The organism is Pseudomonas syringae pv. coryli str. NCPPB 4273, assembly GCF_000972175.1.
In the GTDB taxonomy this organism is placed as follows: domain Bacteria; phylum Pseudomonadota; class Gammaproteobacteria; order Pseudomonadales; family Pseudomonadaceae; genus Aquipseudomonas; species Aquipseudomonas syringae.
In genome coordinates, this window is sequence record NZ_AWQP01000062.1 from 1 (window position 1) to 25,439 (window position 25,439).

A 25,439-nucleotide genomic window follows, 5' to 3' on the forward strand; every position below is an offset into this window, starting at 1 on the left:
TCTACGTGTTGTAAATGAGCATTCCGAGCCTGTTTTTAACGAAGCATCACCGAGCGCAGCCACTTTTCGTACAGAGCCTAAAAGGGGGCAGGGGAGCCGCTGAAGCTCCCCACCCGTATTCCGAACACTCCGTGATCGAGTCCCGCAATGAACAGTGAATTTCGCAAACCGCTCCCTGGCACCCGACTGGATTATTTCGACGCTCGGGCGGCCGTCGAGGCGCTCAAGCCCGGTGCCTATGCCACGCTGCCCTACACCTCGCGGGTGCTGGCCGAGAACCTGGTGCGCCGTTGTGATCCGGCGACCTTGAATGCCTCGTTGATGCAGCTCATCGAGCGCAAGCGTGATCTGGATTTTCCCTGGTTCCCGGCACGCGTGGTCTGCCACGATATTCTGGGTCAGACCGCGCTGGTCGACCTTGCCGGGCTGCGCGACGCGATCGCTTCGCAGGGCGGCGATCCTGCGCTGGTCAACCCGGTGGTTCCGGTGCAACTGATCGTCGATCACTCGCTGGCAGTGGAGTCCGACGGTAATGACCCGCAGGCGTTCGCCAAGAACCGCGCCATCGAAGACCGTCGCAACGAAGACCGTTTTCATTTCATTGACTGGACCAAGCAGGCGTTCAAGAACGTCGAAGTGATCCCGCCGGGCAACGGCATCATGCACCAGATCAATCTGGAGAAAATGTCACCGGTGGTGCAGGTGCTCGACGGCGTAGCCTTTCCCGACACACTGGTGGGCACGGACAGCCACACGCCGCACGTCGACGCCCTTGGCGTGATTGCCATCGGCGTCGGCGGGCTCGAGGCCGAGAACGTCATGCTCGGGCGCGCCTCGTGGATGCGTCTGCCGGACATCATCGGCGTCGAACTGACCGGGCGCCATCAGCCAGGCATCACCGCCACCGACCTGGTGCTCGCGCTGACCGAATACCTGCGTCAGCAGAAAGTGGTCGGTGCCTATCTGGAGTTTTACGGCGCAGGTGCGTCGAGCCTGACCCTGGGCGACCGGGCAACAATCTCCAACATGGCACCTGAATACGGCGCGACGGCGGCGATGTTTTCGATTGATTCGCAAACCATCGACTATCTGCGTTTGACAGGTCGCGAGGACGAGCAGGTCAAGCTCGTCGAGCTGTATGCCCGGCACACCGGTCTTTGGTCGGACAGCCTGAGCGAGGTGCAGTACGAGCGGGTGCTGAGTTTCGATCTGTCCAGTGTGGTACGCAACATGGCCGGGCCCTCCAACCCCCATGCGCGGGTCGCCACCGCTGATCTGGCGGCCAGAGGGATTGCCGGGCAATGGGACGAGGTGCCGGGGCAGATGCCCGACGGCGCGGTGATCATCGCTGCGATCACCAGTTGCACCAACACCAGCAACCCGCGCAACGTCATTGCCGCCGGTCTGCTGGCACGCAACGCCAACCGCCTGGGGCTGCTGCGCAAACCCTGGGTCAAGTCATCGCTGGCCCCCGGCTCGAAAACCGTAGCGCTGTACCTGGATGCCGCCGGGCTGACGTCCGAGCTGGAGCAACTGGGTTTCGGCGTCGTGGCCTTTGCCTGCACCACCTGCAACGGCATGTCCGGCGCGCTCGATCCGCTGATCCAGCAGGAAATCATCGACCGCGACCTTTACGCCACGGCGGTCTTGTCCGGTAACCGTAATTTCGACGGGCGTATTCACCCCTATGCCAAGCAGGCCTTTCTGGCCTCGCCGCCCTTGGTCGTGGCGTACGCCATTGCCGGGACCATCCGTTTCGATATTGAGAACGACGTGCTGGGCGTCGCCGAGGGCCGGGAAATCCGTCTCAAGGATATCTGGCCGAGCGATGAAGAGATTGATGCCGTCGTGCAGGCATCGGTCAAGCCGGAGCAGTTCCGCCAGGTCTATATCCCGATGTTTGCCATCGAAGAGCACAGCGGGCCGAAGGTCGAGCCGCTTTACGACTGGCGTCCGATGAGCACCTACATCCGTCGCCCGCCCTACTGGGAAGGTGCGCTGGCCGGAGAGCGCACGCTCAAGGGCATGCGGGCGCTGGCCGTACTGCCGGACAACATCACCACCGATCACCTGTCGCCGTCCAACGCGATCATGCTCGACAGTGCGGCGGGCGAGTACCTGGCGAAAATGGGCCTGCCGGAGGAAGACTTCAACTCCTACGCGACCCATCGGGGCGACCACCTGACCGCCCAGCGCGCGACCTTTGCCAACCCGCAACTGGTCAACGAGATGGCAGTGGTCGACGGCAAGGTCAAAAAAGGCTCGCTGACCCGTATCGAACCCGAAGGCGTGGTCACGCGCATGTGGGAAGCCATCGAAACCTACATGGCGCGCAAGCAACCGTTGATCATTATTGCCGGTGCCGACTATGGGCAGGGCTCGTCCCGTGACTGGGCGGCCAAAGGCGTCAGGCTGGCGGGCGTCGAAGCGATTGCTGCAGAAGGGTTCGAGCGTATTCACCGCACCAACCTGGTGGGCATGGGTGTGCTGCCGCTGGAGTTCAAGCCCGGCACCAGCCGTCTGACCCTGGGCATCGACGGCAGTGAAACCTTCGATGTGATCGGCCAGCGCACACCCCGTGCGACGTTGACGCTGGTGATTCAGCGCCGTAACGGCGAGCGCGTCGAGGTGCCGGTGACCTGTCGTCTGGACACCGCCGAAGAGCTCTCTATTTATGAGGCGGGCGGCGTATTACAGCGTTTTGCTCAGGACTTTCTGGAGGCTACTGCATCGTAGCTACGCTGGAGCGTGAGGAACGCCAAGCGTGCGCAAGAGCACTATCGTGCCCATGCTCCGCGTGGGCATGCAGTTCTGGACGCTCTGCGTCCGATTTTGAGCGCGCAGCGCGCTCTTTGAACAGGACAACGAATTCATGGCTCATTCACCCCAGATCCGCATCCCCGCCACCTACATGCGCGGTGGCACCAGCAAGGGTGTGTTTTTCAGGCTGACTGATCTGCCCGAAGCTGCACAGGTTCCGGGCGCGGCGCGGGATGCGCTGCTGTTGCGGGTCATCGGCAGCCCTGACCCCTATGAAAAGCAGATCGACGGCATGGGCGGGGCGACGTCGAGTACCAGCAAGAGCGTGATTGTGTCGCGTAGCAGCAGGCCCGACCACGATGTCGATTACCTGTTCGGCCAGGTGTCCATCGACAAGCCGTTTGTCGACTGGAGCGGCAATTGCGGCAACCTGTCAGCGGCCGTGGGGCCATTCGCGATTACGAATGGCCTGGTCGACCCGGGCCGTGTTCCGCAGAACGGCGTCGCGGTGGTGCGTATCTGGCAGGCCAACATCGGCAAGACCATCATCGCCCACGTGCCTATCAGCAACGGCGCGGTGCAGGAAACCGGTGATTTCGAGCTGGATGGCGTGACCTTCCCGGCAGCTGAAGTGCCACTGGAGTTTCTTGATCCGGCGGCGGACGAAGAGGGCGCGGGCGGCTCGATGTTCCCCACCGGCAACCTGGTGGACGAGCTGGAGGTGCCCGGCATCGGCATTCTGAAGGCGACCATGATCAATGCCGGCATCCCGACGATTTTCGTCAATGCTGCCGACATTGGTTACTCCGGCACTGAGCTGCAGGGCGATATCAACAGTGATTCGCAGGCGCTGGCCCGTCTGGAAGCCATTCGCGCCTACGGTGCTGTACGCATGGGCCTGATCGGCAACATCGATGAAGCTGTCGCACGCCAGCACACGCCCAAGGTTGCATTTGTCGCTGCACCCGCCGATTACGTGGCGTCGAGTGGCAAGCCTGTCGCTGCGCAGGATATCGAGCTGCTGGTCCGCGCCGTGTCGATGGGCAAGCTGCACCACGCGATGATGGGCACGGCTGCGGTAGCCATCGGCACAGCTGCGGCCATTCCGGGCACGCTGGTGAATCTGGCCGCTGGCGGTCAGGCGCGCAGTGTCGTCAGCTTTGGCCATCCCTCCGGCACATTGCGGGTCGGCGCTCAGGCCGTTCAGGAGGGCGGAGACTGGAAAGTCACCAAGGCCCTGATGAGTCGCAGCGCCCGCGTGCTGATGGAAGGCTGGGTACGTGTGCCGCAGCCAGGCGCCTGAAGTCGTCAGCTTGCAAGGGGGGGGCTCGCAGCGTCTACTTGAAACGTCGCTCCACGCCTTTTTCGACCAGCACCTTGGCGGAGATTTCTTCCACCGAAAAATGCGTGGAATTGATGTGCGCGATGTTCTCGCGGCGGAACAGGCTTTCCACCTCGCGCACCTCGAATTCGCACTGCGCGTAGCTGGAGTAGCGGCTGTTGGGCTTGCGCTCATGGCGGATCGCGGTGAGACGGTCCGGGTCGATGGTCAGGCCAAACAGTTTTTCGCGATGCTGTTTGAGCGCCGCAGGCAGTTGCAGCCTCTCCATGTCATCTTCGGTCAGCGGATAGTTGGCGGCCCGGATACCGAACTGCATGGCCATGTACAGACAGGTCGGGGTTTTGCCGCAGCGCGAGACGCCGACGAGGATGATATCGGCCTTGTCGTAATAATGTGTTCGTGCGCCGTCATCGTTGTCCAGCGCAAAGTTGACCGCCTCGATGCGCTCCATGTAATTGGAGTTATGCCCGATGGAGTGAGATTTACCCACGGAGTAGGAGGAGTGTGAACTAAGCTCCTGCTCCAGCGGGGCGAGGAAGGTCGAAAAGATATCGATCATGAAGCCATTGGACGTCGCCAGAATCTCGCGAATGTCCTGATTGACGATGGTGTCGAAGATGATCGGCCGTACATCGTCCTTGTCGGCGGCATTATTGATTTGTTGTACCATCGCCCGCGCCTTCTCGACGCTGTCGATATAGGGCCTGGTGAACTTGTTGAACGTAATGTTTTCAAATTGTGCCAACAGGCTCTGGCCCAGGGTTTCGGCGGTGATACCCGTGCCGTCCGAGATGAAGAAAGCGGATCGTTTCATTTTTGCCCCAGGCCTTAAGCAGTTGACGAATTCTGGCTATCATAGGCGTGCTGGCCTGCCATGAGAGCCCGCAGGTGCAGCTTTTTTGCACGCATGGTTCTGCACACTCGGTTTTGAACGCCCGACCTGTACGTCCGGGCAGACACGCCTGAAGCCACACCGCCTGTGGCGCAGGTGAATGAGCTTTTCCCAACAACAAACACAGTTAGTGGAGAGATCACCTTGGTAGAGTACGTAGTTTCCCTCGATAAGCTCGGCGTCCATGATGTAGAGCACGTGGGGGGCAAAAACTCGTCCCTCGGCGAGATGATCAGCAACCTCGCAGGTGCTGGTGTTTCGGTGCCCGGCGGCTTCGCGACTACCGCCCAGGCTTACCGTGACTTTCTTGAGCTCAGCGGCCTGAACGAGCAGATCCATGCTGCGCTGGACGCCCTTGACGTCGATGATGTCAACGCGTTGGCCCGCACCGGTGCGCAGATTCGTCAGTGGATCATGGAGGCCGAGTTCCCCGAGCAGCTCAACGCCCAGATCCGTACTGCGTTTGCCGAGCTCTCTGCGGGTAATCCGAACTTGGCCGTGGCCGTGCGTTCCTCCGCAACGGCCGAAGACTTGCCGGATGCCTCGTTCGCCGGCCAGCAGGAGACCTTCCTGAACATCCGCGGCGTCGAGAACGTGATCCGTGCCGCCAAGGAAGTCTTCGCTTCACTGTTCAACGACCGTGCGATTTCCTACCGCGTACACCAGGGCTTCGACCACAAGCTGGTCGCGCTGTCTGCGGGCGTGCAGCGCATGGTGCGTTCCGAAACCGGTACGGCCGGTGTCATGTTCACCCTCGACACCGAGTCCGGCTTCCGCGACGTGGTGTTCATCACCGGCGCTTACGGCCTGGGCGAGACGGTTGTGCAGGGCGCCGTCAACCCGGACGAGTTCTACGTGCACAAGGACACGCTGGCGGCTGGCCGCCCGGCGATCCTGCGTCGCAACCTGGGCAGCAAGGCGATCAAGATGATTTACGGCGAAGAAGCCAAGGCCGGTCGTTCGGTCAAGGTGATCGACGTCGAGCCTGCCGATCGCGCGCGTTTCTGCCTGAGCGATGCCGAAGTGTCCGAGCTGGCCAAACAGGCGATGATCATCGAGAAGCACTACAAGTGCCCGATGGACATCGAGTGGGCCAAGGACGGTGACGACGGCAAGCTGTACATCGTTCAGGCGCGTCCGGAAACGGTGAAGAGCCGTGCTTCGGCCAACGTCATGGAACGCTATCTGCTTAAGGAGACCGGCAAGGTGCTGGTCGAAGGCCGTGCCATCGGTCAGCGCATCGGCGCGGGCAAGGTGCGCATCATCAAGGACGTGTCCGAGATGGACAAGGTCCAGCCCGGCGACGTGCTGGTGTCGGACATGACCGACCCGGACTGGGAGCCGGTCATGAAGCGCGCCAGCGCAATCGTCACCAACCGTGGCGGTCGTACCTGCCACGCGGCGATCATCGCCCGTGAGCTGGGCATCCCGGCAGTGGTCGGCTGCGGCAACGCCACGCACACCCTTCAGGATGGCCAGGGTGTCACGGTTTCCTGCGCCGAGGGCGACACCGGTTATATCTTCGAAGGCGAGCTGGGCTTCGACATCAAGACCAATTCGGTCGACGCGATGCCTGATCTGCCGTTCAAGATCATGATGAACGTCGGCAACCCGGACCGCGCCTTTGATTTCGCCCAGTTGCCCAATGCCGGTGTCGGTCTGGCGCGTCTGGAGTTCATCATCAACCGCATGATCGGCGTGCACCCCAAGGCGCTGCTCAACTATTCGGTGCTGCCACCGGAAATCAAGGAAAGCGTCGACAAGCGCATCGCCGGTTACGACGATCCGGTCGGTTTCTATGTCGAAAAGCTGGTCGAGGGCATCAGTACCCTGGCTGCCGCGTTCACGCCGAAGAAGGTCATCGTGCGCCTCTCGGACTTCAAGTCCAACGAGTACGCCAACCTGATCGGCGGCAAGCTCTACGAGCCTGAAGAAGAAAACCCGATGCTGGGCTTCCGCGGTGCGTCGCGCTATATCAGCGAGAACTTCCGTGACTGCTTCGAGCTGGAGTGCCGTGCGCTCAAGCGTGTGCGCGAAGAGATGGGCCTGACCAACGTCGAGATCATGGTGCCGTTCGTCCGCACCCTGGGCGAGGCGAGCCAGGTGATCGATCTGCTGGCCGCCAATGGCCTGAAGCGTGGCGAAAACGGCCTGCGCATCATCATGATGTGCGAACTGCCGTCCAACGCGATTCTGGCGGAAGAGTTCCTCGAGTACTTCGACGGCTTCTCCATCGGCTCCAACGACCTGACCCAGCTGACGCTCGGTCTCGATCGTGACTCCGGCGTGATTGCCCACCTGTTCGATGAGCGTAACCCGGCGGTCAAAAAGCTGCTGTCCAATGCCATTCAGGCGTGCAACAAGGCTGGCAAGTACATCGGCATCTGCGGGCAGGGGCCTTCCGATCACCCGGATCTGGCGCGCTGGCTGATGGATCAGGGCATCGAGAGTGTGTCGCTGAACCCCGATTCGGTACTGGAGACCTGGTTCTTCCTCGCCGAGGCACAGGCGCCTGTCTGACAGGCGGCGGCTTACCTGAGGCACGTCCCTTACAAGACCGGGCGGCCGTGTGACGCGAACGCGGCCTGAGCCGTCATGTGGTTCAGGTGTTTGAATGAGGCGGTTTCTTCGGAAGCCGCCTTTTTTATGGCGCACCGCGAGAAGCCGGAACGCGTGGTTTCATCCCGTCTGTCAAACCAGATAAAGAGTGATATGCAGAGCAGCAGCCAGCTTTTTCCCGTGGCCTTGATCAGCGCCGAGCGTCGTGGCGATCTGGTCGAGGACGTCTACCGTCTCAAACCTGCCAACAGCCCCGACGCCAGTGTCGAACTGGCGGTAACCCGGCTGGGGCGCGTCGATCAGCCGGATGTGCGTGGCACTCCGGTCATACTGCTGCATGGCAGTTTTTCCAACCGGCGGTTCTGGTATTCGCCCAAGGGCATCGGTCTGGGCGCGTATCTGGCGCGGGCCGGCTATGACGTGTGGATTCCTGAAATGCGCGGCCATGGCTTGTCGGCTCGCAACCTGAGTTATCGCAGCAATTGCGTGGCGGACTACGCGCGTTTCGATTTGCCAGCCATTGCCGCGTTCGTCGTCGAGCAAAGTGGCCAGATACCGCACTGGATCGGCCACTCGCTGGGCGGCACGAGCCTGGCGGCAGCCTTGGGCGGTCAGTATCTGGGGGCTGATACTGCGGCGTCTGTGGCGCTGTTCGGCAGCCAGGTCAGCCGCACCTACTGGCCGCTGAAAGTCCCGCCACTGCAATGGTCTGCGAAGTTGCTGTTGAGGTCCTTCGAGCATATCTCCGGACCGCGTTTCAAGCGCGGGCCGGAAGACGAGCCGATCGGTCTGGTTCTGGAAAGCATGCGCTGGCACGGGCTGTTCGGACGTTTCGGTGAGCGTGACAACAACTGGTGGGCAGGGTTGAGCGCGGTTCAGGTGCCGGTTCTGGCTGTCGCTGCGGCCGGCGACCATCAGGACCCGGTGTGGGCATGCCGTGAACTGTTCGAGCAGATCGGCAGCGAACACAGGCAATTCCTCTGCCTGGGCCGCGAACACGGCTTCAGCGAGGATTTCGACCATGTGCAGATGCTGGTCAGCAAGGCCGCGCAGCAGCAGGTCTGGCCGCGAGTGATCGAGTGGCTGGGTGAGCGTTCCGTTCCTGAACAGGTTGCAGAGTTTCAGGTCGCGGTAGGCAGTTAGCCGGTAAAGTCGCTATGGTTAGGCTCATCCGGTCGTGTCTGTTTCAGTAAACCGTCTGTATCAATCGCGACCCCATAGCCGATGACAGGAGTTGACCCATGCACTACCTCACCCCCGATCTGTGTGACGCCTATCCGGACCTGATTCAGGTCGTGGAGCCGATGTTCAGCAATTTTGGCGGCCGCGATTCATTTGGTGGCCAGATCGTCACGCTGAAATGTTTCGAGGACAACTCCAAGGTCAGGGAGCACGTCGAGCTCGACGGCAAGGGCAAGGTCCTGGTCGTCGACGGCGGTGGCTCACTGCGTTGTGCGCTGCTGGGTGACATGCTGGCTGACAAGGCTGCAAAGAACGGCTGGGAAGGCATGTTGATCTACGGCTGCGTCCGTGATGTGGATGTCATCGCCCAGACTGACCTGGGTGTCCAGGCGCTCGCCAGTCATCCGAAGAAAACCGAGAAGCGCGGCATAGGTGAGCTGAATGTGCCGGTGACCTTTGGCGGCGTGACGTTCCGCCCCGGTGAGTACCTGTACGCCGACAACAACGGCGTCATCATTTCCCCATCACCTCTGACCATGCCGGAATAAGCGAAGTATCCATGTTCGATGAAGCAAACGCGCAGTGGGGGCTGGTTCATGCCCTCGTTTTGGACGGTAAGGGTGGGGCGCGTTTCATCGCTCGAACCGAGTTGCAGGACCTTGCATTGCAGCCAGAAGAAAGCCTCTGGCTGCACTGGGATCGTAGCCATCCGCAGACGCATGCCTGGCTGCGCACCGGCAGCGGTCTGAGCGAGTTTGCCTGCGACCTGTTGCTGGAAGAGAACACCCGGCCGCGTTTGCTGCCGTTGCCGGAGCAAGAGCTGCTGCTGTTTCTGCGCGGCGTGAATCTGAATCCCGGTGCGGAACCCGAAGACATGGTCTCGGTGCGTATCTTCGCTGCCGCGCAGCGGGTGATCTCGCTGCGCCTGCGTCCGTTGCGCGCCACCGAGGAACTGATTGAGCTGCTGGGGCAGGGCAAAGGCCCGAAGAGCGCCTCGGAGCTGATTCTGCACCTCGCGCAGCACCTCACTGACAAGGTTCAGGACCTGGTGGGTGAACTGACCGAGTCGGTCGATGAAGAGGAAGAAAAGAACGACGCCGACGAACGGTACAATCCCGAGCATGGCAAGCTGCTGCACATCCGTCGACGCGCTGCCGGCCTGCGCCGGTTCCTTGGGCCGCAGCGAGATATTTATGGTCAGCTTTCACGCATCAAGCTGTCCTGGTTTGCCCATGACGACGCTGATTACTGGAATGAGCTGAACAACAGCCTGACCCGTTATCTGGAAGAGCTCGAGCTGACCCGCGAGCGGGTGGGGCTGCTGCTGGAGTCCGAGGACCGGCGCCTGCGCGAGCACATGAACCGCACCATGTACCGCTTCGGGATCATTACCTGTATCTTTCTGCCGATGAGTTTTCTCACCGGTCTGCTGGGTATCAACGTTGGCGGCATTCCGGGTTCGGCCAGTTCGTACGGCTTTCTGGTGGCCTGTCTGCTGATCGTCGCACTGGGCGCAGGGCAGTGGTGGTTGTTCCGCCGTTTGCGTTGGGTATAGGGCGGGCCTGGATGGTTATTTGGCGAGCCTGTGTGACTTGTTGTTTTCGCGTCGCGTCTTTGAATGACATTACGTGAGGTGCCTGATGCACGATCCGTTTGAAGAATCTTTACGCGACATGCTCAATTCTTCATCCTCCAGCCGGGATGATGACGCATGTCTGGGACGCGTCCTGAAGACCGCCAATCGCCAGGTCGGCGCCGGTGTGTTGTTCGGGTTGCTGGGCCGCTGGTCGCAGGCGCTGATGATCGCCGTGAACAACGGTTCGGCCCACGTCTCTCCCGTTTCTCGTCGCACCTCGAGTGGTGCGCGTTCTATCGATAAGGCTGATTGAGCATGGAACTGAACCTCTGGACCCAGAGCCTTCTTGCTGCAATGACTGCATTGTGGACCAAAGTCGCAAACTTCATCCCCAACCTGTTCGGCGCCCTGGTTGTGGTGTTGCTCGGTTTTGTCGTCGCCAAGCTGCTCGACGCACTGCTTTCCAAATTACTGGCCAAACTGGGCCTTGATCGTCTGGTCGGCGGTACCGGCCTGACCAAGATCATCGGCCGCGCTGGCGTCAAGGTGCCGGTCTCCACGCTGATCGGCAAGGTCGTCTACTGGTTCGTTCTGCTTATCTTTCTCGTATCGGCCGCTGAATCTTTGGGCCTGCAGCGGGTCTCAGCGACGCTGGACATGCTGGCGCTGTATTTGCCCAAGGTATTTGGTGCCGCGCTGGTGCTGCTGGTCGGTGTGCTACTGGCGCAACTGGTCAATGGCCTGGTACGCGGTGCTGCCGAAGGCGTAGGGATCGACTACTCTGCAGGCTTGGGGCGAATTGCCCAGGGGCTGGTCATTATCATCAGTATTTCGGTCGCGATCAGCCAGTTGGAGGTCAAGACCGACCTGCTGAACCACGTTATCGTGATTGCGCTGATTACCGTTGGTCTGACAGTGGCGCTTGCCCTGGGCCTCGGCAGTCGCGAAATTGCCGGTCAAATCATTGCCGGAATTTACGTCCGCGAGCTGTTTCAGGTCGGGCAACAGGTACAGATAGGCGAGACGGAAGGGCAGATCGAGGAAATCGGTACGGTCAAGACAACACTACTGACAGACGAGGGGGAGCTGGTGTCGTTTTCCAACCGCATCCTGCTCGAGCAGAGAGTAAGCAGCCGTTAAGCGGTTAACCTGCTAATGTATGCCGCCAGGTTGCCGATACAGGCCATGGCGGACATTGACCTGACTGTCGGCAAGATTTGTTTTGAATAAACCTCAACCGTTTTCGACGCGCTACGATCCACGCGAGCTCTCAGATGAGGAGCTGGTTGCGCGCGCCCACGTTGAGCTGTTCAATGTGACGCGGGCCTACGAAGAATTGATGCGCCGTTACCAGAGGACACTTTTTAACGTCTGTGCACGTTATCTGGGGAACGATCGCGACGCTGACGATGTCTGTCAGGAGGTGATGCTTAAAGTGTTGTATGGGTTGAAAAATTTTGAAGGTAAATCTAAATTTAAAACCTGGCTGTACAGCATCACCTACAATGAATGCATCACGCAGTACAGGAAGGAACGGCGTAAGCGTCGCTTGATGGACGCGCTGAGTCTGGATCCACTTGAGGAAGCGTCGGAAGAAAAGGCGCCCAAACCTGAAGAACGGGGCGGACTTGATCGCTGGCTTGTGTATGTGAACCCGATCGATCGGGAGATTCTGGTCCTGCGTTTTGTTGCAGAACTTGAATTCCAGGAGATCGCTGACATCATGCACATGGGCTTGAGCGCAACGAAAATGCGTTACAAGCGGGCTTTAGATAAATTACGAGAGAAATTTGCGGGAATCGCCGAAACTTAATACGGTGCAAATATCTCTAACAAACTGGCAAGGTCTGGTAGACTTGCCGCTGAGTTGTCCCCCTGTGTGGGACTGCTTAATAATCATCAGATGGGGATTTAACGGATGAAACTGAAAAACACCTTGGGCTTGGCCATTGGTACTATTGTTGCCGCAACTTCGTTCGGCGCTCTGGCTCAAGGCCAAGGCGCGGTCGAAATCGAAGGCTTCGCCAAGAAAGAGTACTACGACAGCGATCGTAACTTCAAAAACGACGGCAACCTGTTCGGCGGCTCCGTTGGCTACTTCCTGACTGACGATGTTGAGCTGCGTCTGGGCTACGACGAAGTCCACAACGTCCGTAGCGACAGCGGCAAGAACATCAAGGGCGCAGACACTGCTCTGGACGCTCTGTACCACTTCAACAACCCAGGCGACATGCTGCGTCCATACGTATCTGCCGGTTTCTCTGACCAGAGCATCGGTCAAGACGCTCGCCGTGGCCGTGACGGTTCCACCTTCGCCAACATCGGCGGCGGCGCCAAGCTGTACTTCACTGACAACTTCTATGCCCGTGCAGGCGTTGAAGCTCAGTACAACATCGACCAAGGCAACACCGAGTGGGCGCCTAGCGTCGGTATCGGTGTAAACTTCGGCGGCGGCAGCAAGAAAGTTGAAGCAGCTCCAGCTCCAGTAGCTGAAGTGTGCTCCGACAGCGACAACGACGGCGTGTGCGACAACGTCGACAAGTGCCCGGACACCCCAGCCAACGTTACCGTTGATGCTGATGGCTGCCCAGCAGTTGCCGAAGTGGTTCGTGTTGAGCTGGACGTGAAGTTCGATTTCGACAAATCCGTAGTCAAGCCTAACAGCTACGGCGACATCAAGAACCTCGCTGACTTCATGCAGCAGTACCCACAGACCACCACCACTGTTGAAGGTCACACTGACTCCGTCGGTCCTGACGCTTACAACCAGAAACTGTCCGAGCGCCGTGCAAACGCCGTTAAACAGGTTCTGGTTAACCAGTACGGTGTTGGCGCTAGCCGCGTAAACTCGGTTGGTTACGGCGAATCCCGTCCAGTTGCTGACAACGCAACTGAAGCTGGCCGCGCAGTTAACCGTCGCGTAGAAGCAGAAGTAGAAGCTCAAGCTAAGTAATTAGCCGCTTGTACTGAAAAGCCCGGCTTATGCCGGGCTTTTCTTTGCCTGCGATTTGGCAATGCGTCTGTTCAGGCGGCCTCGAGGTCAGCCGGCATTCAGCTGCGCGTGGTCTGTCAGGGTTTGATTGAGCAGCTCATTGCTGTACGCGGCAACCGCGCCGATCACCAGAATGGCGGGGCTCTTCAGCTGGAAAGCGACTGCGTCCTGTTGCATGGCACTCAGGGTGCTGCGGCATTCACGCTGCCACGGCAGTGAAGCGTTCTCGATCATCGCCACCGGCATCTCGCCACCCATCCCGCCTGCCAGAAGACTCTCGCGAATTTCCGCCAGTTTCGCCACGCCCATGTAAACCACCAGGGTGGTTCCGCCTTGCGCGAGTGCCTGCCAGTTGAGGGTGCTGTCGTCCTGAGTGTGGGCGGTGACCAGCGTCACGCCACGGCTTATACCGCGCAGGGTCAGCGAAATGCCGCACTGTGTTGCGCCGGCAAGACCCGCTGTAATGCCGTTGACCAGTTCCACGGCGACACCGCGCTCCTGCAGCCATTGAGCCTCTTCACCACCACGTCCGAAGATGCATGGATCGCCGCCTTTGAGGCGAACGACACATTTGCCCTGACGTACATAGCGCAGCATCAGGCGATGGATAAACGCTTGCGGCGTCGAACGACAACCGCCGCGCTTGCCGACCGCGATCACCCGCGCTCCCGGACAATGTCCCAGCACTGCGGGGTTGACCAGATCGTCGATCAGCACCACGTCGGCTTCAGCCAAGGCACGTACCGCCTTGAGGGTCAGTAATTCCGGGTCGCCGGGGCCTGCGCCCACCAGCCATACTTTTGCGCTCATGCCGCATTCCTCATTCTGTAACCGCCACGGTATGGATCAGTCTTCTTATTTCCGGCACGCAGGAGCCGCACTGGGTGCCGCAGCCCAACTGTGTCTTGAGTTCATTCAGGTTCAGGCCACGCTCGATAGCGCTCATTACTGCGTTCTGGCTGACATTCATGCAGTTGCACAAGGTCTTGTCGCGAGTCTGTGTCGAGTCTTTGCCCGGTTCGCTGCTCAACGGTGCCAACAGCCAGCGTCGCAATGAAGCATCGACGCGTTCTTCCAGCCACAACGTCTGCAGCCAATGCCGGGCAAGTGTTTCGCCGGCCAGGCGAATCGCGGTAATACGATCATCGTCAATCCGAACCCGCTTACCGATCGAGCGCTTTGGGTCGTCATACGCCATGACCGGTCCTTCATCCAGGCCCAGTACACGATCAATCTGCTGCAGCAGCCCGGAATCCGGTGCTTCTGCGCTGGCGGCACGTATCACCAGCGCCGGCCGCTCGCGTCCGGCAAGGCTCATGCTCAGGTAAGTGAAGGTGTCGCACAAGGCGCGCAGCGTTTCCATTCGTTGCTGCACGTTGCCCTCGACCAGCGCAAAAAACTGCCAGGGCAGGTGGGCTTTTTCGATCCTCACGCCGGCGTGCTTGAGTTCCGGTTGCTTCGAGACCGGGTCGAAGGCTGGCTGAGTGAGAACGTTGACACCGCCCTTGAGGAACCTGTCGCCCCAATGCATCGGCACAAAGGCCTGGTCGACTGCAACGCTGTCCTCACTGCTGACCGGCAACAGCAGCTCGCCGCGCCGACTGATCAGTTTGACCAGGTCGCCGGGTTGCAGGTCATGGCTGAGCATGTCCTGCGGATTGAGGCTCAACACAGCTTCGCTGGCATGCCCGAACAAGCGCGCAGCGGTGCCGGTGCGGCTCATGCCGTGCCACTGATCGCGCAGCCTGCCGGTGTTGAGCGTCAGCGGGTAGTCGGCATCGCGCAATTCCCTTGCGGCAATGTAAGGCTCGGACAGGAACTGCGCCCGGCCTGAATCGGTGGGGAAGATGCCATCGTTGTACAGGCGCGGCGTGCCGCTGCTGGCGCCACGCGGGAAGGGCCATTGTTGTGGGCCATGCTGGTCGATGAGCTCGCGGTCGATTCCGGACATGTCCAGATCGCGCCCGACCGTCAGGCCCTTGAACTCATCGAACAAGGCTTTGGGTGTCGCGAAATCGAACAGCGCGGGTGCGTCGGGTTGCAGGCGTTTTTGCAGGCGCTGGGCGAAATCTACCGTGATTGCCCAGTCCGAGCGCGCTTCGCCGGGCGCCTGGATGGCTTTGCGCACGTTGGAGATGCGCCGTTCGGAGTTGGTCACCGTGCCTTCTTTCTCGCCCCAGCTGGCAGCAGGCAGCAACAGATCGGCATAACGCGCAGTTTCGGTGGTTTTGAACGCTTCCTGGAGTACCACGAACGGGCAGGTTTCCAGCGCTTGCCTGATGCTGTTCTGGTCGGGCAGTGATTGTGCCGGGTTGGTGCAGGCAATCCACAGGGCCTTGATTGTTCCGTTCTGCAATTGCTCGAACAGTTCGATGGCTGAAAGACCGGGATTGGCAGGCAGGCTGTCGACGCCCCAGTAGTCTGCAACCTCCTGACGATGCTGAGGATTTGCCGCGTCGCGATGGCCAGGCAACAGGTTGGACAGGCTGCCGGTCTCACGTCCGCCCATGGCGTTGGGCTGGCCGGTGAGCGAGAAGGGGCCTGCGCCGGGTTTGCCAATCTGCCCGGTCGCCAGGTGCAGGTTGATCAGCGCGCTGTTTTTCGCGCTGCCGGCCGTGGACTGATTCAGCCCCATGCACCACAGCGACAGAAAAGCCGGCGCTTCGCCCACCCAGCGGGCGCAGGTGTGCAGTTGTTCAAGGGGGATGCCGCAGAGGGCGGCCACGTGTTCGGCCGGGTAATCACCGGCCAGCGTGGCCAGTTCCTCATAGCCCTGCGTGTGCGCGGCAATGAACGCCGAGTCGATCAGGCGTTCGTTCATCAGTATATAAAGGATGCCGTGAAACAGCGCGACGTCCGTGCCGGGCTGAATCGCCAGGTGCAGGTCGGCCAGTTCGCAGGTGTCGGTACGCCGTGGGTCGATGACGATGAGTTTCATCTGCGGACGACGGCTTTTTGCCTCTTCCAGACGACGAAACAGAATCGGGTGCGCGTACGCCATGTTGCTGCCGACGATCATCACGCAGTCGCTCAGTTCGATATCTTCGTAGCTGCAGGGCGGTGCATCGGCACCCAGGCTGCGCTTGTAGCCAGCTACGGCCGAGGACATGCACAGCCGTGAGTTGCTGTCGATATTGTTGGTGCCGATCAGTGCGCGCGCCAGCTTGTTGAACGCGTAGTAGTCTTCGGTCAGCAACTGGCCGGAAATGTAGAAGGCGACGCTGTCGGGACCGTGTTCGCGAATGGTCTCGGCGAACACATTGGCCGCGTGCTCCAGCGCGGTATCCCAATCGGTGACGCTGCGCGCCAGGCCCTTGCCCAAACGCAGTTCCGGGTACAGCGCGCGGGCTTCGATGTCGCCGGTCAGGTGCAGGCTCGAACCTTTGCTGCACAGCTTGCCGAAGTTGGCCGGGTGCTTCGGGTCGCCGCTGACACCAAGAATATGCTCGCCGTCATGTTCGATCAGTACGCCGCAGCCCACGCCGCAATAGCAGCAGGTAGACGCCGTGACTTGAGGGGTGTGGAGGGCAAGGCTGTTCATGCGCAGGCAGTCTCTGGAGCAACGGGTTTGCCGAACATCAGGTGGTCGCGTATGGCGTCGATACCTTGGCCATCACGGATCTGCTGCAGGTACCAGTTGCCGTCGGCGGTGTCGCCGTACAGGCAGGCGCCGACCAGTACATCGTTCTTTATTACCAGCTTCTTGTAGACACCGCCGATGGGGTCGGAAAGGGTGATGCTTTCAGTGCCTTCACCACCCAGGAAATCCCCGGCGGAAAACAGGTCGATGCCGGTGACTTTCAGCTTGGTCGAGGTGACCGAGCCCGGATAACGCGCAAAGCCCAGTTGCGCAAGGTGATTGGCGCACACTCGCGCCTGCTCGAACAGCGGCGCCACCAGCCCATAGGCGATGCCACGGTGGCTGACACATTCGCCAATCGCGTAGATGCGCGGGTCGTAGGTCTGCAAGGTGTCATTGACCAGGATGCCGCGGTTACAGGGCAGGCCGGCTTGCTCGGCCAATTCGGTGTTGGGCCGTATGCCGGCGGCCATGACCACCAGATCGGCGTCGATCCTGTCGCCGTTGTTGAATGTCACTGCGGTTATACGGCCCTGATCATCGCCGAGCAGGGCGTTGGTCTGTTCGTTGAGGCGAAAGCTCAGGCCGCGCTTTTCCAGCGCCGCTTGCAACATCCGCCCGCTGGTTTTGTCCAGCTGGCGCTCCAGCAGCGTCTGGCCGTTATGCACCACCGTGACGTGCATGCCGCGCAGGCTCAGACCGTTGGCCGCTTCCAGGCCGAGCAGTCCGCCGCCGATGACGACTGCGCGTTTGTGCGTGACGGCGGTGTCGATCATCTGCCGCGTGTGGCCGATGTCGCGATAACCGATGACGCCGTTCAGCGTGTTGCCGGGGATCGGCAGTATGAACGGTCGCGAACCGGTGGCAATCAGCAGCCGATCGTAATGGGCCTGGGTGCCGTCATCGGCGATCACCAGGCGTTTGATGCGGTCGATCTTCACCACGCGACGGTTGAGCAACAACCGGATACCGTTGCGTTCGTACCAGTCGAGGTCGTTGAGCACGATGTCTTCGAAATTCTGTTCGCCGGCCAGTACCGGCGACAGCAAAATGCGATTGTAATTGGGGTGTGGCTCGGCGCCGAAGACCGTGATGTGGTAAAGGTCTTCGCTCAGTTTCAGCAACTCCTCGAGTGTGCGCACGCCGGCCATGCCGTTGCCGATCATCACCAGTTTGAGTTTGGTCATCTTGCCTCCGAGTCACTGCAGCGCGTGCTCGACACGTTTCGCGCAAACAAAAAAAGGCGTCCCGTCAGTGGCCTGACGAGGACGCCTTTGTCCGGTCCCGTTCTCTCGGGAGACGCAGCCTTCAGCGTTGAGGGCGGCGTTTTATGAATTATCTAACAAGGACCATGCAGCGCTTGTGCCAACTCGGATTTGCCGGCCTGCGCGGCGTGCAGCCGATAATGCAGACCCTTTCTGCACTGCGTTGAGGCGCGTTGCACAGAAGCGGGGCGCAAGGGCTCAGTGGCGGCTCATCAACCAGATCATCAGCACCAGATTGAACAGCAGGGAGAGCAGGGCCAGTGTTCGCCAGACTTTCAGCGGTTCGCGTTCCAGCAGCGGACGCGGCTTTGCCACCAGCGGACGATGCTCGGCCTGCTCCAGTTCCAGCAACCACTGTTCGGCGGTTTCATAACGCTGGTTCGGGTCGGCGTGCAGTGCCTTGTCCAGGCTTTGGCTCAGCCACTGCGGCAGATCCGGCCGATAACGGCTGGCGGGTATCGGTGCGCCGAAGCGACGGTGCTGAAAGGCTTCGATCTCACCGTACGGGTATTGCCCTGTCAGCAGGTAATACAAGGTGACGCCTGCCGCGTAGAGGTCCTGCTGCGGATGCGGTTCGGCACCGTTGAAGGCCTCCGGTGCTATATAGCTCGGTGTGCCGGGCAGGTCTTCGGTATTGACCGCCGAAAGGCCCGGGCAGAACGCCAGGCCAAAATCCAGCAAGCGCAACTCGCCGTCGTCGGCCAGCAGCAGGTTTTCCGGTTTGATATCGCGATGGATGATGTTGCGTCGATGCAGCAGGCCCGTGGCCCGCAGCAGCCGAGTGGCGAGGTCCTGCCACTGGGCCAGCGGCAACGGCCCTTTGCCAGTGAAAAGCTCGGCCAGTGTGTGCCCGCGGTACTCGCGCATCACGTAATACAGATGCTGCCGGTCTGGCAGCGGGTGTATCTCGGGAAAGAAGCGCCCGGCGACCCGGCGCAGAAACCACTCCTCCAGCAGCAGCCCCTGACCGGCACCGGTCTCGTCATGACGACTGGCTGGCAAGGTCTTCAGCAGCCAGGGCTGCTCATGGATATCGGTGACTCGATAAACGATGGACTGGCGTGATTGCGCCATGATGCTGCCGACTTTCCAGCCCTCGAATGCCTGATCGGCCTTGAGCGCGGGTGGCAGCGGCCATTGTTGCAATTGCAGCAGCGCATCCCCCAAATCGTCTTCGCCGAGCGTGTCGACCTGGATCAGCAGGGCGCTGGCATTGTCCTGACTGCCGGCCAGGTGCGCCGCGCTGACCAGGGTTTTCACCGCCGCGTCGAGGTCGTGCTGTTCACTTAGAATAGAGCGAATGCTCGCATCGCCCAGCGTCGCCCAGACCCCGTCGCTGACCAGCAGCAGGCGTTCGCCCTCACACAGCTCGCCGTCCAGGTAATCCATGACCACGTACTGATCCAGCCCCAGCGCACGCTTGAGCACATGCTGCATGTCGGCCTGTTCCCAGACGTGATCTTCACTGATGCGTTTGAGCGTCCCGGACTGCCAGCGATAAGCCCGGCAGTCGCCGACATGGGCGAGAGTGAAACGCCGTCCGCGCAGCACCAGCGCGCTGAGGGTGGTCAACAGGCCGTTGGCCAGCAGCCAGCGATTCTGCGCCAGCAGCAAGCGATCGAGGGACTGCGCCACGCCCCAGGTTTCCGGCGTGGCGTAATAGTCGAGCGCCAGCGCCTGCAGGGTCGACTGCGCGGCCAGTGCGCCGTCGGCACACTGGCTGACGCCGTCGGCAAGGGCGAACAGATAACCCTTGCTGGCCGCCAGCGCCGGGACTGGCGTGACCAGGCGCACGGCGTCCTGATTCTCCGCTCGCGGTCCGCTGGCGCTGAACTGCGCGAACTGCAGTCGCAGGGTCATCGGCGCTTCAGACCCGAGCCGCCGTGACTGCGGCCGAACCCCAGGTGGTTCTCCAGCGACGCTTGACGTTCAGCAGGCCGAACCAGGCCAGTACCGCCAAGCCGGCGAACAGCCACAGGCCCAACTGGTAATCGCCGGTGTTCTGTTTGATGGTGCCCAGGCCGGCCGCCAGCAGGAAGCCACCGATGCCACCCGCCATGCCGATCAAGCCGGTCATGACCCCGATTTCCTTGCGGAAGCGCTGCGGTACCAACTGGAATACCGCGCCGTTGCCAGCACCCAGACCCAGCATGGCGGCCACGAACAGCGCCAGCGCTGCCCAAGAACTCGGCAGGTTGAAGCCCACGGCGGCAATGCCGATGGCGGCAACCGCATACATGACGGTCAGCGTGCGAATCCCGCCGAAACGGTCGGCCAGCGCGCCACCCAAAGGGCGCATCAGGCTGCCTCCGAACACGCAGGCAGCGGTGTAGTAACCGGCGGTGATCGGGCTCAAGCCATATTGGTCGTTGAAATAGCCGGGCAGGGCGCTGGCCAGGCCAATGAAGCCACCGAACGTCACGCTGTAGAAAAACATGAACCACCAACTGTCACGATCACCCAGCGCCTTGAGGTAGTCCGCCACGGATTTGGGTTTGCTGCGTTGCGGGGCGTTGCGTGCCATCAGGGTGAAGGCAATCAGGGTCAGAACCAGCGGGATCAGCGCCAGGCCGAAGACGTTGCCCCAGCCGAAACTGGCCGCCAGCACTGGCGCGATCAGCGCGGCCAGCACAGTGCCGGAATTGCCAGCACCGGCGATGCCCATGGCCTTGCCTTGATGCTGGGCTGGATACCATTGCGACGCCAGGGGCAGCGCTACAGCGAACGAAGCACCGGCCATACCGAGGAACAGGCCCAGCACCAGCACCTGGCCATAGGTGTGAATGCCCAGTTGCCAGGCCACCAGCAGTGCGCCGATAACGATTACCTGGCCGATGATCCCGGCAGTCTTGGGTGACAGCTGGTCGGCCAGCAGGCCCATGAAGAAGCGCAGCACCGCGCCCGCCAGAATCGGCGTGGCGACCATCAGGCCACGTTGCTGAGTGGTCAGGTGCAGGTCAGTGGCAATCTGCACCGCCAGCGGGCCAAGCAGGTACCAGACCATGAAACTCAGGTCAAAATAGAGAAAGGCCGCGAACAGGGTCGGTTTGTGGCCTGCCTTCCAGAAGCTTGTATCCATGTGCACACCTCATCATCTGCTAGTTAGTCAGTCGGGCCATGACCGCGACACGGGGTATTCAGACGCTGTGGTGGAGTGTTCCGAATGACGGCGACTCCACCGGCCCCTTCGCCGGGGCCAAAACGCAAAAACGTCGCCTCTCTGTCCATGGGGGCGGAAAGAGATGAGCGACGTCTTTGTCGTAAAAGGTGATAGCCGCCGTTGGCTACCGGTGCGATTGCTTTAGCAATAGACGGGCCAAGGGTTGTGCAGGCGCGTCAGCCATAGGTTGCAGGCAGGTTGTGTGGCTTTCAGGGGCTGCGAGCAGACTGATGTATGACCTCGAACCGGGCGTGGGTCGGCAGGTACGCTGCAAAAAAGGGCGTGGCGGCGAAAAGCCAGATAACGGCTTGCACAGTTCGTATCAGTCAACAGAAACAGGCAGTTAACAGGATTCAAGAATATTTTATTAAAGTTCAAACTATTTAATATTATTTAATGTGCCATCAGTTTTGCGTGTAAGTACTGTCATTGTGATGCTGTTTCGATACGCCGCTATGATGACCTTAATGTATATAAGTTAATGCGCGGCTCGCACAGTTGTACGATAACAATGCTGCAAATATTTAATTTACTTTGCGTGGTATGTCTGAGAGCATCGCTTCTGTCGCAACGTGTGACGCTTATTCAGCAGAAAGTGATTTCACTTTTCAATCCGGTAATCTGTAGTTGCAGTTTGCCAGTCAATTTCGATAAATGCTTACTTTAAAAGAAGTAATCGGCTACTCGCTCTTTTATCGGCTTCCGGTCGTCCTCGACACCTGAATGCCCGACACACTCTGCACTTCGGCATTGCACCCATGCCTGCCGTGTGCCTTCCTATCCGCGCTGCTTGTAAAGGCGCCTGCAAAGGACATCATCATCATGAGTAACATCAATTACGCACCTACCATCTGGTCCCGTGCCGATGCGTTGAAGGTCAATGAAAATGACCCGACCACCACGCAACCGTTGGTAAAAGCGGACTTCCCGGTCATGAGTGATAAGGTCTTCATCTGGGACACCATGCCGTTGCGCGAGCTTGACGGCACGGTGGTCTCGGTCAACGGCTGGTCGGTCATTGTCACGCTGACAGCTGATCGCCATCCCGATGACCCGCAGTATCTCGGCGCCAACGGCCGCTACGACATCAAGCGCGACTGGGAAGATCGTCACGGGCGGGCGCGCATGTGCTACTGGTATTCGCGTACCGGCAAGAACTGGATCTTCGGTGGCCGGGTCATGGCCGAAGGCGTGTCGCCCACCACCCGTGAGTGGGCGGGCACACCGGTACTGTTGAATGACAAGGGTGATATCGATCTTTACTACACCTGCGTGACACCGGGGGCGACGATTGCCAAAGTACGCGGCCGTATTGTGACGTCCGATCAGGGCGTGGAGTTGAAAGACTTTACCCAGGTCAAAAAACTGTTCGAGGCCGACGGCACTTATTATCAAACCGAAGCGCAGAACTCGACGTGGAACTTCCGCGACCCGAGTCCATTTATTGATCCCAATGATGGCAAGTTGTATATGGTCTTTGAAGGTAATGTCGCCGGCGAACGCGGTACGCATACCGTTGGCGCTGCGGAACTTGGCCCGGTGCCACCCGGCCATGAAGAAGTTGGGGGTGCGCGTTTTCAAGTGGGCTGTATCGGGCTGGCGGTTGCTAAGGATCTCAGCGGTGAAGAGTGGGAAATATTACCGCCACTGGTCACTGCGGTGGGTGTCAATGATCAGACCGAACGTCCGCATTATGTCTTTCAGGACGGCAAGTATTATTTGTTCACCATTAGTCACAAGTTTACGTATGCCGACGGTGTGACCGGGCCGGATGGCGTTTACGGTTTTGTGGGCGAGCATTTGTTCGGGCCTTACCGGCCGATGAACGCATCCGGACTGGTGCTGGGCAATCCGCCTGCACAGCCTTTCCAGACGTACTCCCACTGCGTGATGCCGAACGGCCTGGTGACTTCGTTCATTGACAGCGTGCCCACCACCGGCGATGACTACCGTATCGGCGGCACCGAGGCGCCGACGGTCAGAATCCTGTTGAAGGGCGACCGCTCGTTCGTGCAGGAAGAGTATGACTATGGCTACGTGCCAGCGATGAAGGATGTGCAGCTGAACTGACAGGCTGTGCTCCTGTAACCCTTGAAGAACGCCTGTGCGGGCAGGCGTTCTTCGTGGCTTCAGCCCAGCAGTTCGCTCATCGCGATAATCTGCTCGGCCACCTGAATCAGCTTCTGCTGGCGACTCATTGCCTGACGTCGCATCAGCGTATAAGCCTCTTCTTCGTTGCAATCCTTCATCTTCATCAGCAGCCCCTTGGCCAGTTCGATGCGCTTGCGCTCGGCCAGTTGCTGGTCGCGGGCATGCAATTGCGCGCGCAGCGCCTGATCGCTTTCAAAGCGGGCCATTGCTACATCCAGAATCGGTTGCAACCGTTGCGCCTGGATACCCTCGACGATATAAGCGCTGACCCCGGACTTGATCGCCTGGCGCATCACGCCTGGATCGTGCTCGTCGGTGAACATCACGATGGGACGTGGCTGGTCACGGCTGACCAGCACCACTTGCTCCATCACGTCGCGACCTGGCGATTCAGTGTCGATGAGGATGACGTCCGGGCGCACGGCTTCAACGCGTGCGGGCAGGTCGATGATCAGGCCGGATTCGTCGATCACTTCGAAACCGGCTTCTATCAAGGCTGACCTGAGGCGACCGACCTTTTTGGCGGTGTCATTGATAAGCAGGATACGCAGCATGGTTACGTTCTCCTTCAACGACTGGCCACAGCGGGCACGTCGTCGGCCAGCGAGTGGAGCTTGAAGCTACGCGCGTAGCCCGCCGGATCGCTGCCGTCCCAGACCCTGCCGTCGATCAGCTGGCTGCTGCGCAAGGTTGCGGCGGGTACGTCGACGCCCAGCGCACTGGCGGCCTGACGGTACAGGTCGAGTTGCTGCACGCGGCTGGCCACCGCCAGGTAATCCGGGTCTTCGCGCAACAGGCCCCAGCGTCGGAACTGGGTCATGAACCACATGCCGTCAGACAGCCAGGGGTAGTTGACCTGTCCCCGGGCATGGAAGCTGACCGCGTGAGGGTCTTGCCAGCGATTGCCAAGACCGTCGCTGTACTGGCCGAGCAAACGCGGTTCGATGCAGTCCACTGAGGTGTCCAGGTAATCGGCACCGCTGAGCAGTTGTGCGGTGCTGCGCCGGTTATGACCGTTTTCCTCGATGAAGCGGCTGGCTTCCAGCACGGCCATGATCAGCGCTCTGGCGGTGTTGGGGTTCTGCTCGACAAACTCACGGGTACAGCCCAGCACCTTGCCCGGGTGATCCGGCCAGATCGACTGGCTGGTCGCCATGGTGAAGCCCAGTTGCTGCTGAACGGCGCTGGCGCCCCAGGGTTCGCCGACGCAGAAACCGTCGATGCGCCCGGCCTGCAGGTGTTGCGCCATTTGCGTGGGCGGCACCACGACACTGTTCACATCATCGAGCGGATGAATGCCCTGGCTGGCCAGCCAGTAGTAGAGCCACATGGCATGGTTGCCGGTGGGGAAGGTCTGCGCGAAGGTCAGCCTTGAGCCGCTTTGGTGCGCGCGTTTGTCCAGTGCTTCAGGAGTGATCACGCCCGCCTGTTGCAACTCGCGGGACAGGTTGATGCACTGGCCGTTCTGGTTGAGCCCCATGAGGATGGCCATGTCGGTCGCCGGGCCGCCGCTGATGCCCAGTTCCACAGCATAGATCAGACCGTACAGGCTGTGTGCCGCCTGCAGTTGTCCGCTGACCAGTCTGTCGCGCAGCCCGGCCCAGGAGGTCTGACGCTCGAGGTTCAGGCTCAGGCCGTAAGGCTGGGCGAAACCCTGCGTGGCCGCGACCACCAGCGGGGCACAGTCGGTCAATGCCATGAAGCCCACGTCCAGGCTGTTCATTTCCGGGGCGTCGCTACCGGCCACCCAGTCCAGCGCATTACCGGTTCGTTCGTTCATCGCGCGTGCTTCATCAAAGGTCCGTCCAGAAAAAAGGCGTCGTCCGACCCATTGCAATGCAAGTGTCGAAGCGACGCCGTTGTCCATGCACCGCTCCGCCGTTGGAGTGAGTGCCGATAGCGGTTTCAAGCAAGGCATATGCCATCGCCGGGGGAGGGCGAGCAACAAGTTTGTCGCGCGCCTCGCCTGACAGGCCCGCA

Annotated in this window: 19 protein-coding genes and 1 pseudogene; 11 read left to right on the plus strand and 9 right to left on the minus strand. The window is 60.5% G+C overall.

The genetic code is table 11. From position 1 onward, the window contains the following. The first annotated feature begins 147 nt into the window (after positions 1–147). Both acnD and prpF read left to right on the plus strand, forming a co-directional pair. The gene (acnD, locus tag P406_RS22215; RefSeq protein ID WP_046237385.1) at positions 148–2,736 is read left to right on the plus strand and encodes a Fe/S-dependent 2-methylisocitrate dehydratase AcnD; all 2,589 of its coding nucleotides are present in this window, start codon (positions 148–150) and stop codon (positions 2,734–2,736) included. 136 nt (positions 2,737–2,872) lie between these two features. Then, positions 2,873–4,063: a 2-methylaconitate cis-trans isomerase PrpF gene (gene prpF, locus P406_RS22220; RefSeq protein WP_046237386.1), complete on the plus strand. Its 1,191-nt coding sequence runs from the start codon at positions 2,873–2,875 to the stop codon at positions 4,061–4,063. A 34-nt stretch (positions 4,064–4,097) separates the two neighbouring features. Here prpF and ppsR read toward each other — a convergent pair whose 3' ends face one another. Then, the gene (gene ppsR, locus P406_RS22225; protein WP_003347114.1) at positions 4,098–4,916 is read right to left on the minus strand and encodes a posphoenolpyruvate synthetase regulatory kinase/phosphorylase PpsR; all 819 of its coding nucleotides are present in this window, start codon (positions 4,914–4,916) and stop codon (positions 4,098–4,100) included. Between the two features lie 39 nt (positions 4,917–4,955). Next, positions 4,956–5,192, minus strand: coding sequence for a hypothetical protein (locus tag P406_RS30405; RefSeq protein ID WP_370737612.1), 237 nt, complete (start codon positions 5,190–5,192; stop codon positions 4,956–4,958). Between P406_RS30405 and ppsA the strand changes: the two genes are divergently transcribed. The 8 genes from ppsA (at position 5,139) to P406_RS22265 (ending at position 13,264) form a co-directional block, all read left to right on the plus strand. Then, the gene (gene ppsA / locus P406_RS22230) at positions 5,139–7,514 is read left to right on the plus strand and encodes a phosphoenolpyruvate synthase (protein WP_004418234.1); all 2,376 of its coding nucleotides are present in this window, start codon (positions 5,139–5,141) and stop codon (positions 7,512–7,514) included. The two genes, P406_RS30405 and ppsA, sit on opposite strands and share 54 nt — an antisense overlap. Positions 7,515–7,706: 192 nt before the next feature. Beyond that, on the plus strand, positions 7,707–8,696 hold the full coding sequence (locus P406_RS22235) for an alpha/beta fold hydrolase (protein ID WP_046237387.1): 990 nt from the start codon (positions 7,707–7,709) through the stop codon (positions 8,694–8,696). A gap of 98 nt (positions 8,697–8,794) precedes the next feature. Continuing rightward, positions 8,795–9,283, plus strand: a complete 489-nt coding sequence (gene rraA, locus P406_RS22240; protein WP_046237388.1) for a ribonuclease E activity regulator RraA — start codon at positions 8,795–8,797, stop codon at positions 9,281–9,283. Between the two features lie 11 nt (positions 9,284–9,294). Next, entirely contained in the window at positions 9,295–10,290 is a 996-nt protein-coding gene (cmaX, locus tag P406_RS22245; RefSeq protein ID WP_003315689.1) for a divalent cation transporter CmaX, read from the plus strand. Positions 10,291–10,375: 85 nt separating this feature from the next. After that, positions 10,376–10,624 (plus strand): hypothetical protein, encoded by a 249-nt coding sequence (locus tag P406_RS22250; RefSeq protein ID WP_003347124.1) that lies wholly within the window; start codon positions 10,376–10,378, stop codon positions 10,622–10,624. 2 nt (positions 10,625–10,626) lie between these two features. Next, entirely contained in the window at positions 10,627–11,451 is an 825-nt protein-coding gene (locus P406_RS22255; RefSeq protein WP_004410479.1) for a mechanosensitive ion channel family protein, read from the plus strand. 82 nt (positions 11,452–11,533) lie between these two features. Further along, a complete protein-coding gene (gene sigX / locus P406_RS22260) occupies positions 11,534–12,124 on the plus strand; it encodes an RNA polymerase sigma factor SigX (protein ID WP_003315686.1) in 591 nt (196 codons plus the stop codon). A 105-nt stretch (positions 12,125–12,229) separates the two neighbouring features. Further along, positions 12,230–13,264 carry an OmpA family protein gene (locus P406_RS22265; protein WP_003416159.1) on the plus strand — a complete coding sequence of 345 codons (1,035 nt, stop codon included), beginning with the start codon at positions 12,230–12,232 and terminating at the stop codon, positions 13,262–13,264. An 87-nt stretch (positions 13,265–13,351) separates the two neighbouring features. Here the strand turns inward: P406_RS22265 and cobA are convergent, their stop codons facing one another. The 5 genes and pseudogenes from cobA to P406_RS22290 all read right to left on the minus strand — a co-directional run bounded on the left by cobA (position 13,352) and on the right by P406_RS22290 (position 21,227). Then, complete coding sequence (cobA, locus tag P406_RS22270) at positions 13,352–14,113, minus strand: uroporphyrinogen-III C-methyltransferase (RefSeq protein WP_004410483.1); 762 nt, start codon at positions 14,111–14,113, stop codon at positions 13,352–13,354. 10 nt (positions 14,114–14,123) lie between these two features. After that, positions 14,124–16,844 (minus strand): nitrate reductase, encoded by a 2,721-nt coding sequence (locus P406_RS22275; protein ID WP_046237389.1) that lies wholly within the window; start codon positions 16,842–16,844, stop codon positions 14,124–14,126. A 26-nt stretch (positions 16,845–16,870) separates the two neighbouring features. Next, positions 16,871–18,070 (minus strand): annotated as a pseudogene (locus P406_RS22280) (NAD(P)/FAD-dependent oxidoreductase); the annotation flags it as partial. A gap of 276 nt (positions 18,071–18,346) precedes the next feature. Next, positions 18,347–20,008, minus strand: coding sequence for a bifunctional protein-serine/threonine kinase/phosphatase (locus P406_RS22285; protein ID WP_046237390.1), 1,662 nt, complete (start codon positions 20,006–20,008; stop codon positions 18,347–18,349). Between the two features lie 7 nt (positions 20,009–20,015). Beyond that, entirely contained in the window at positions 20,016–21,227 is a 1,212-nt protein-coding gene (locus tag P406_RS22290; RefSeq protein WP_024649053.1) for a nitrate/nitrite transporter, read from the minus strand. 903 nt (positions 21,228–22,130) lie between these two features. Here P406_RS22290 and P406_RS22295 point away from each other — a divergent pair. Next, positions 22,131–23,378, plus strand: coding sequence for a glycoside hydrolase family 68 protein (locus tag P406_RS22295; RefSeq protein WP_046237391.1), 1,248 nt, complete (start codon positions 22,131–22,133; stop codon positions 23,376–23,378). Positions 23,379–23,437: 59 nt separating this feature from the next. On the opposite strand, the gene P406_RS22300 is transcribed toward P406_RS22295, so the two are convergent. Beyond that, positions 23,438–24,013, minus strand: a complete 576-nt coding sequence (locus P406_RS22300) for an ANTAR domain-containing response regulator (protein WP_046237392.1) — start codon at positions 24,011–24,013, stop codon at positions 23,438–23,440. A 14-nt stretch (positions 24,014–24,027) separates the two neighbouring features. Next, on the minus strand, positions 24,028–25,239 hold the full coding sequence (locus P406_RS22305; RefSeq protein ID WP_046237393.1) for a CmpA/NrtA family ABC transporter substrate-binding protein: 1,212 nt from the start codon (positions 25,237–25,239) through the stop codon (positions 24,028–24,030). Between the last annotated feature and the right edge of the window lie 200 nt (positions 25,240–25,439).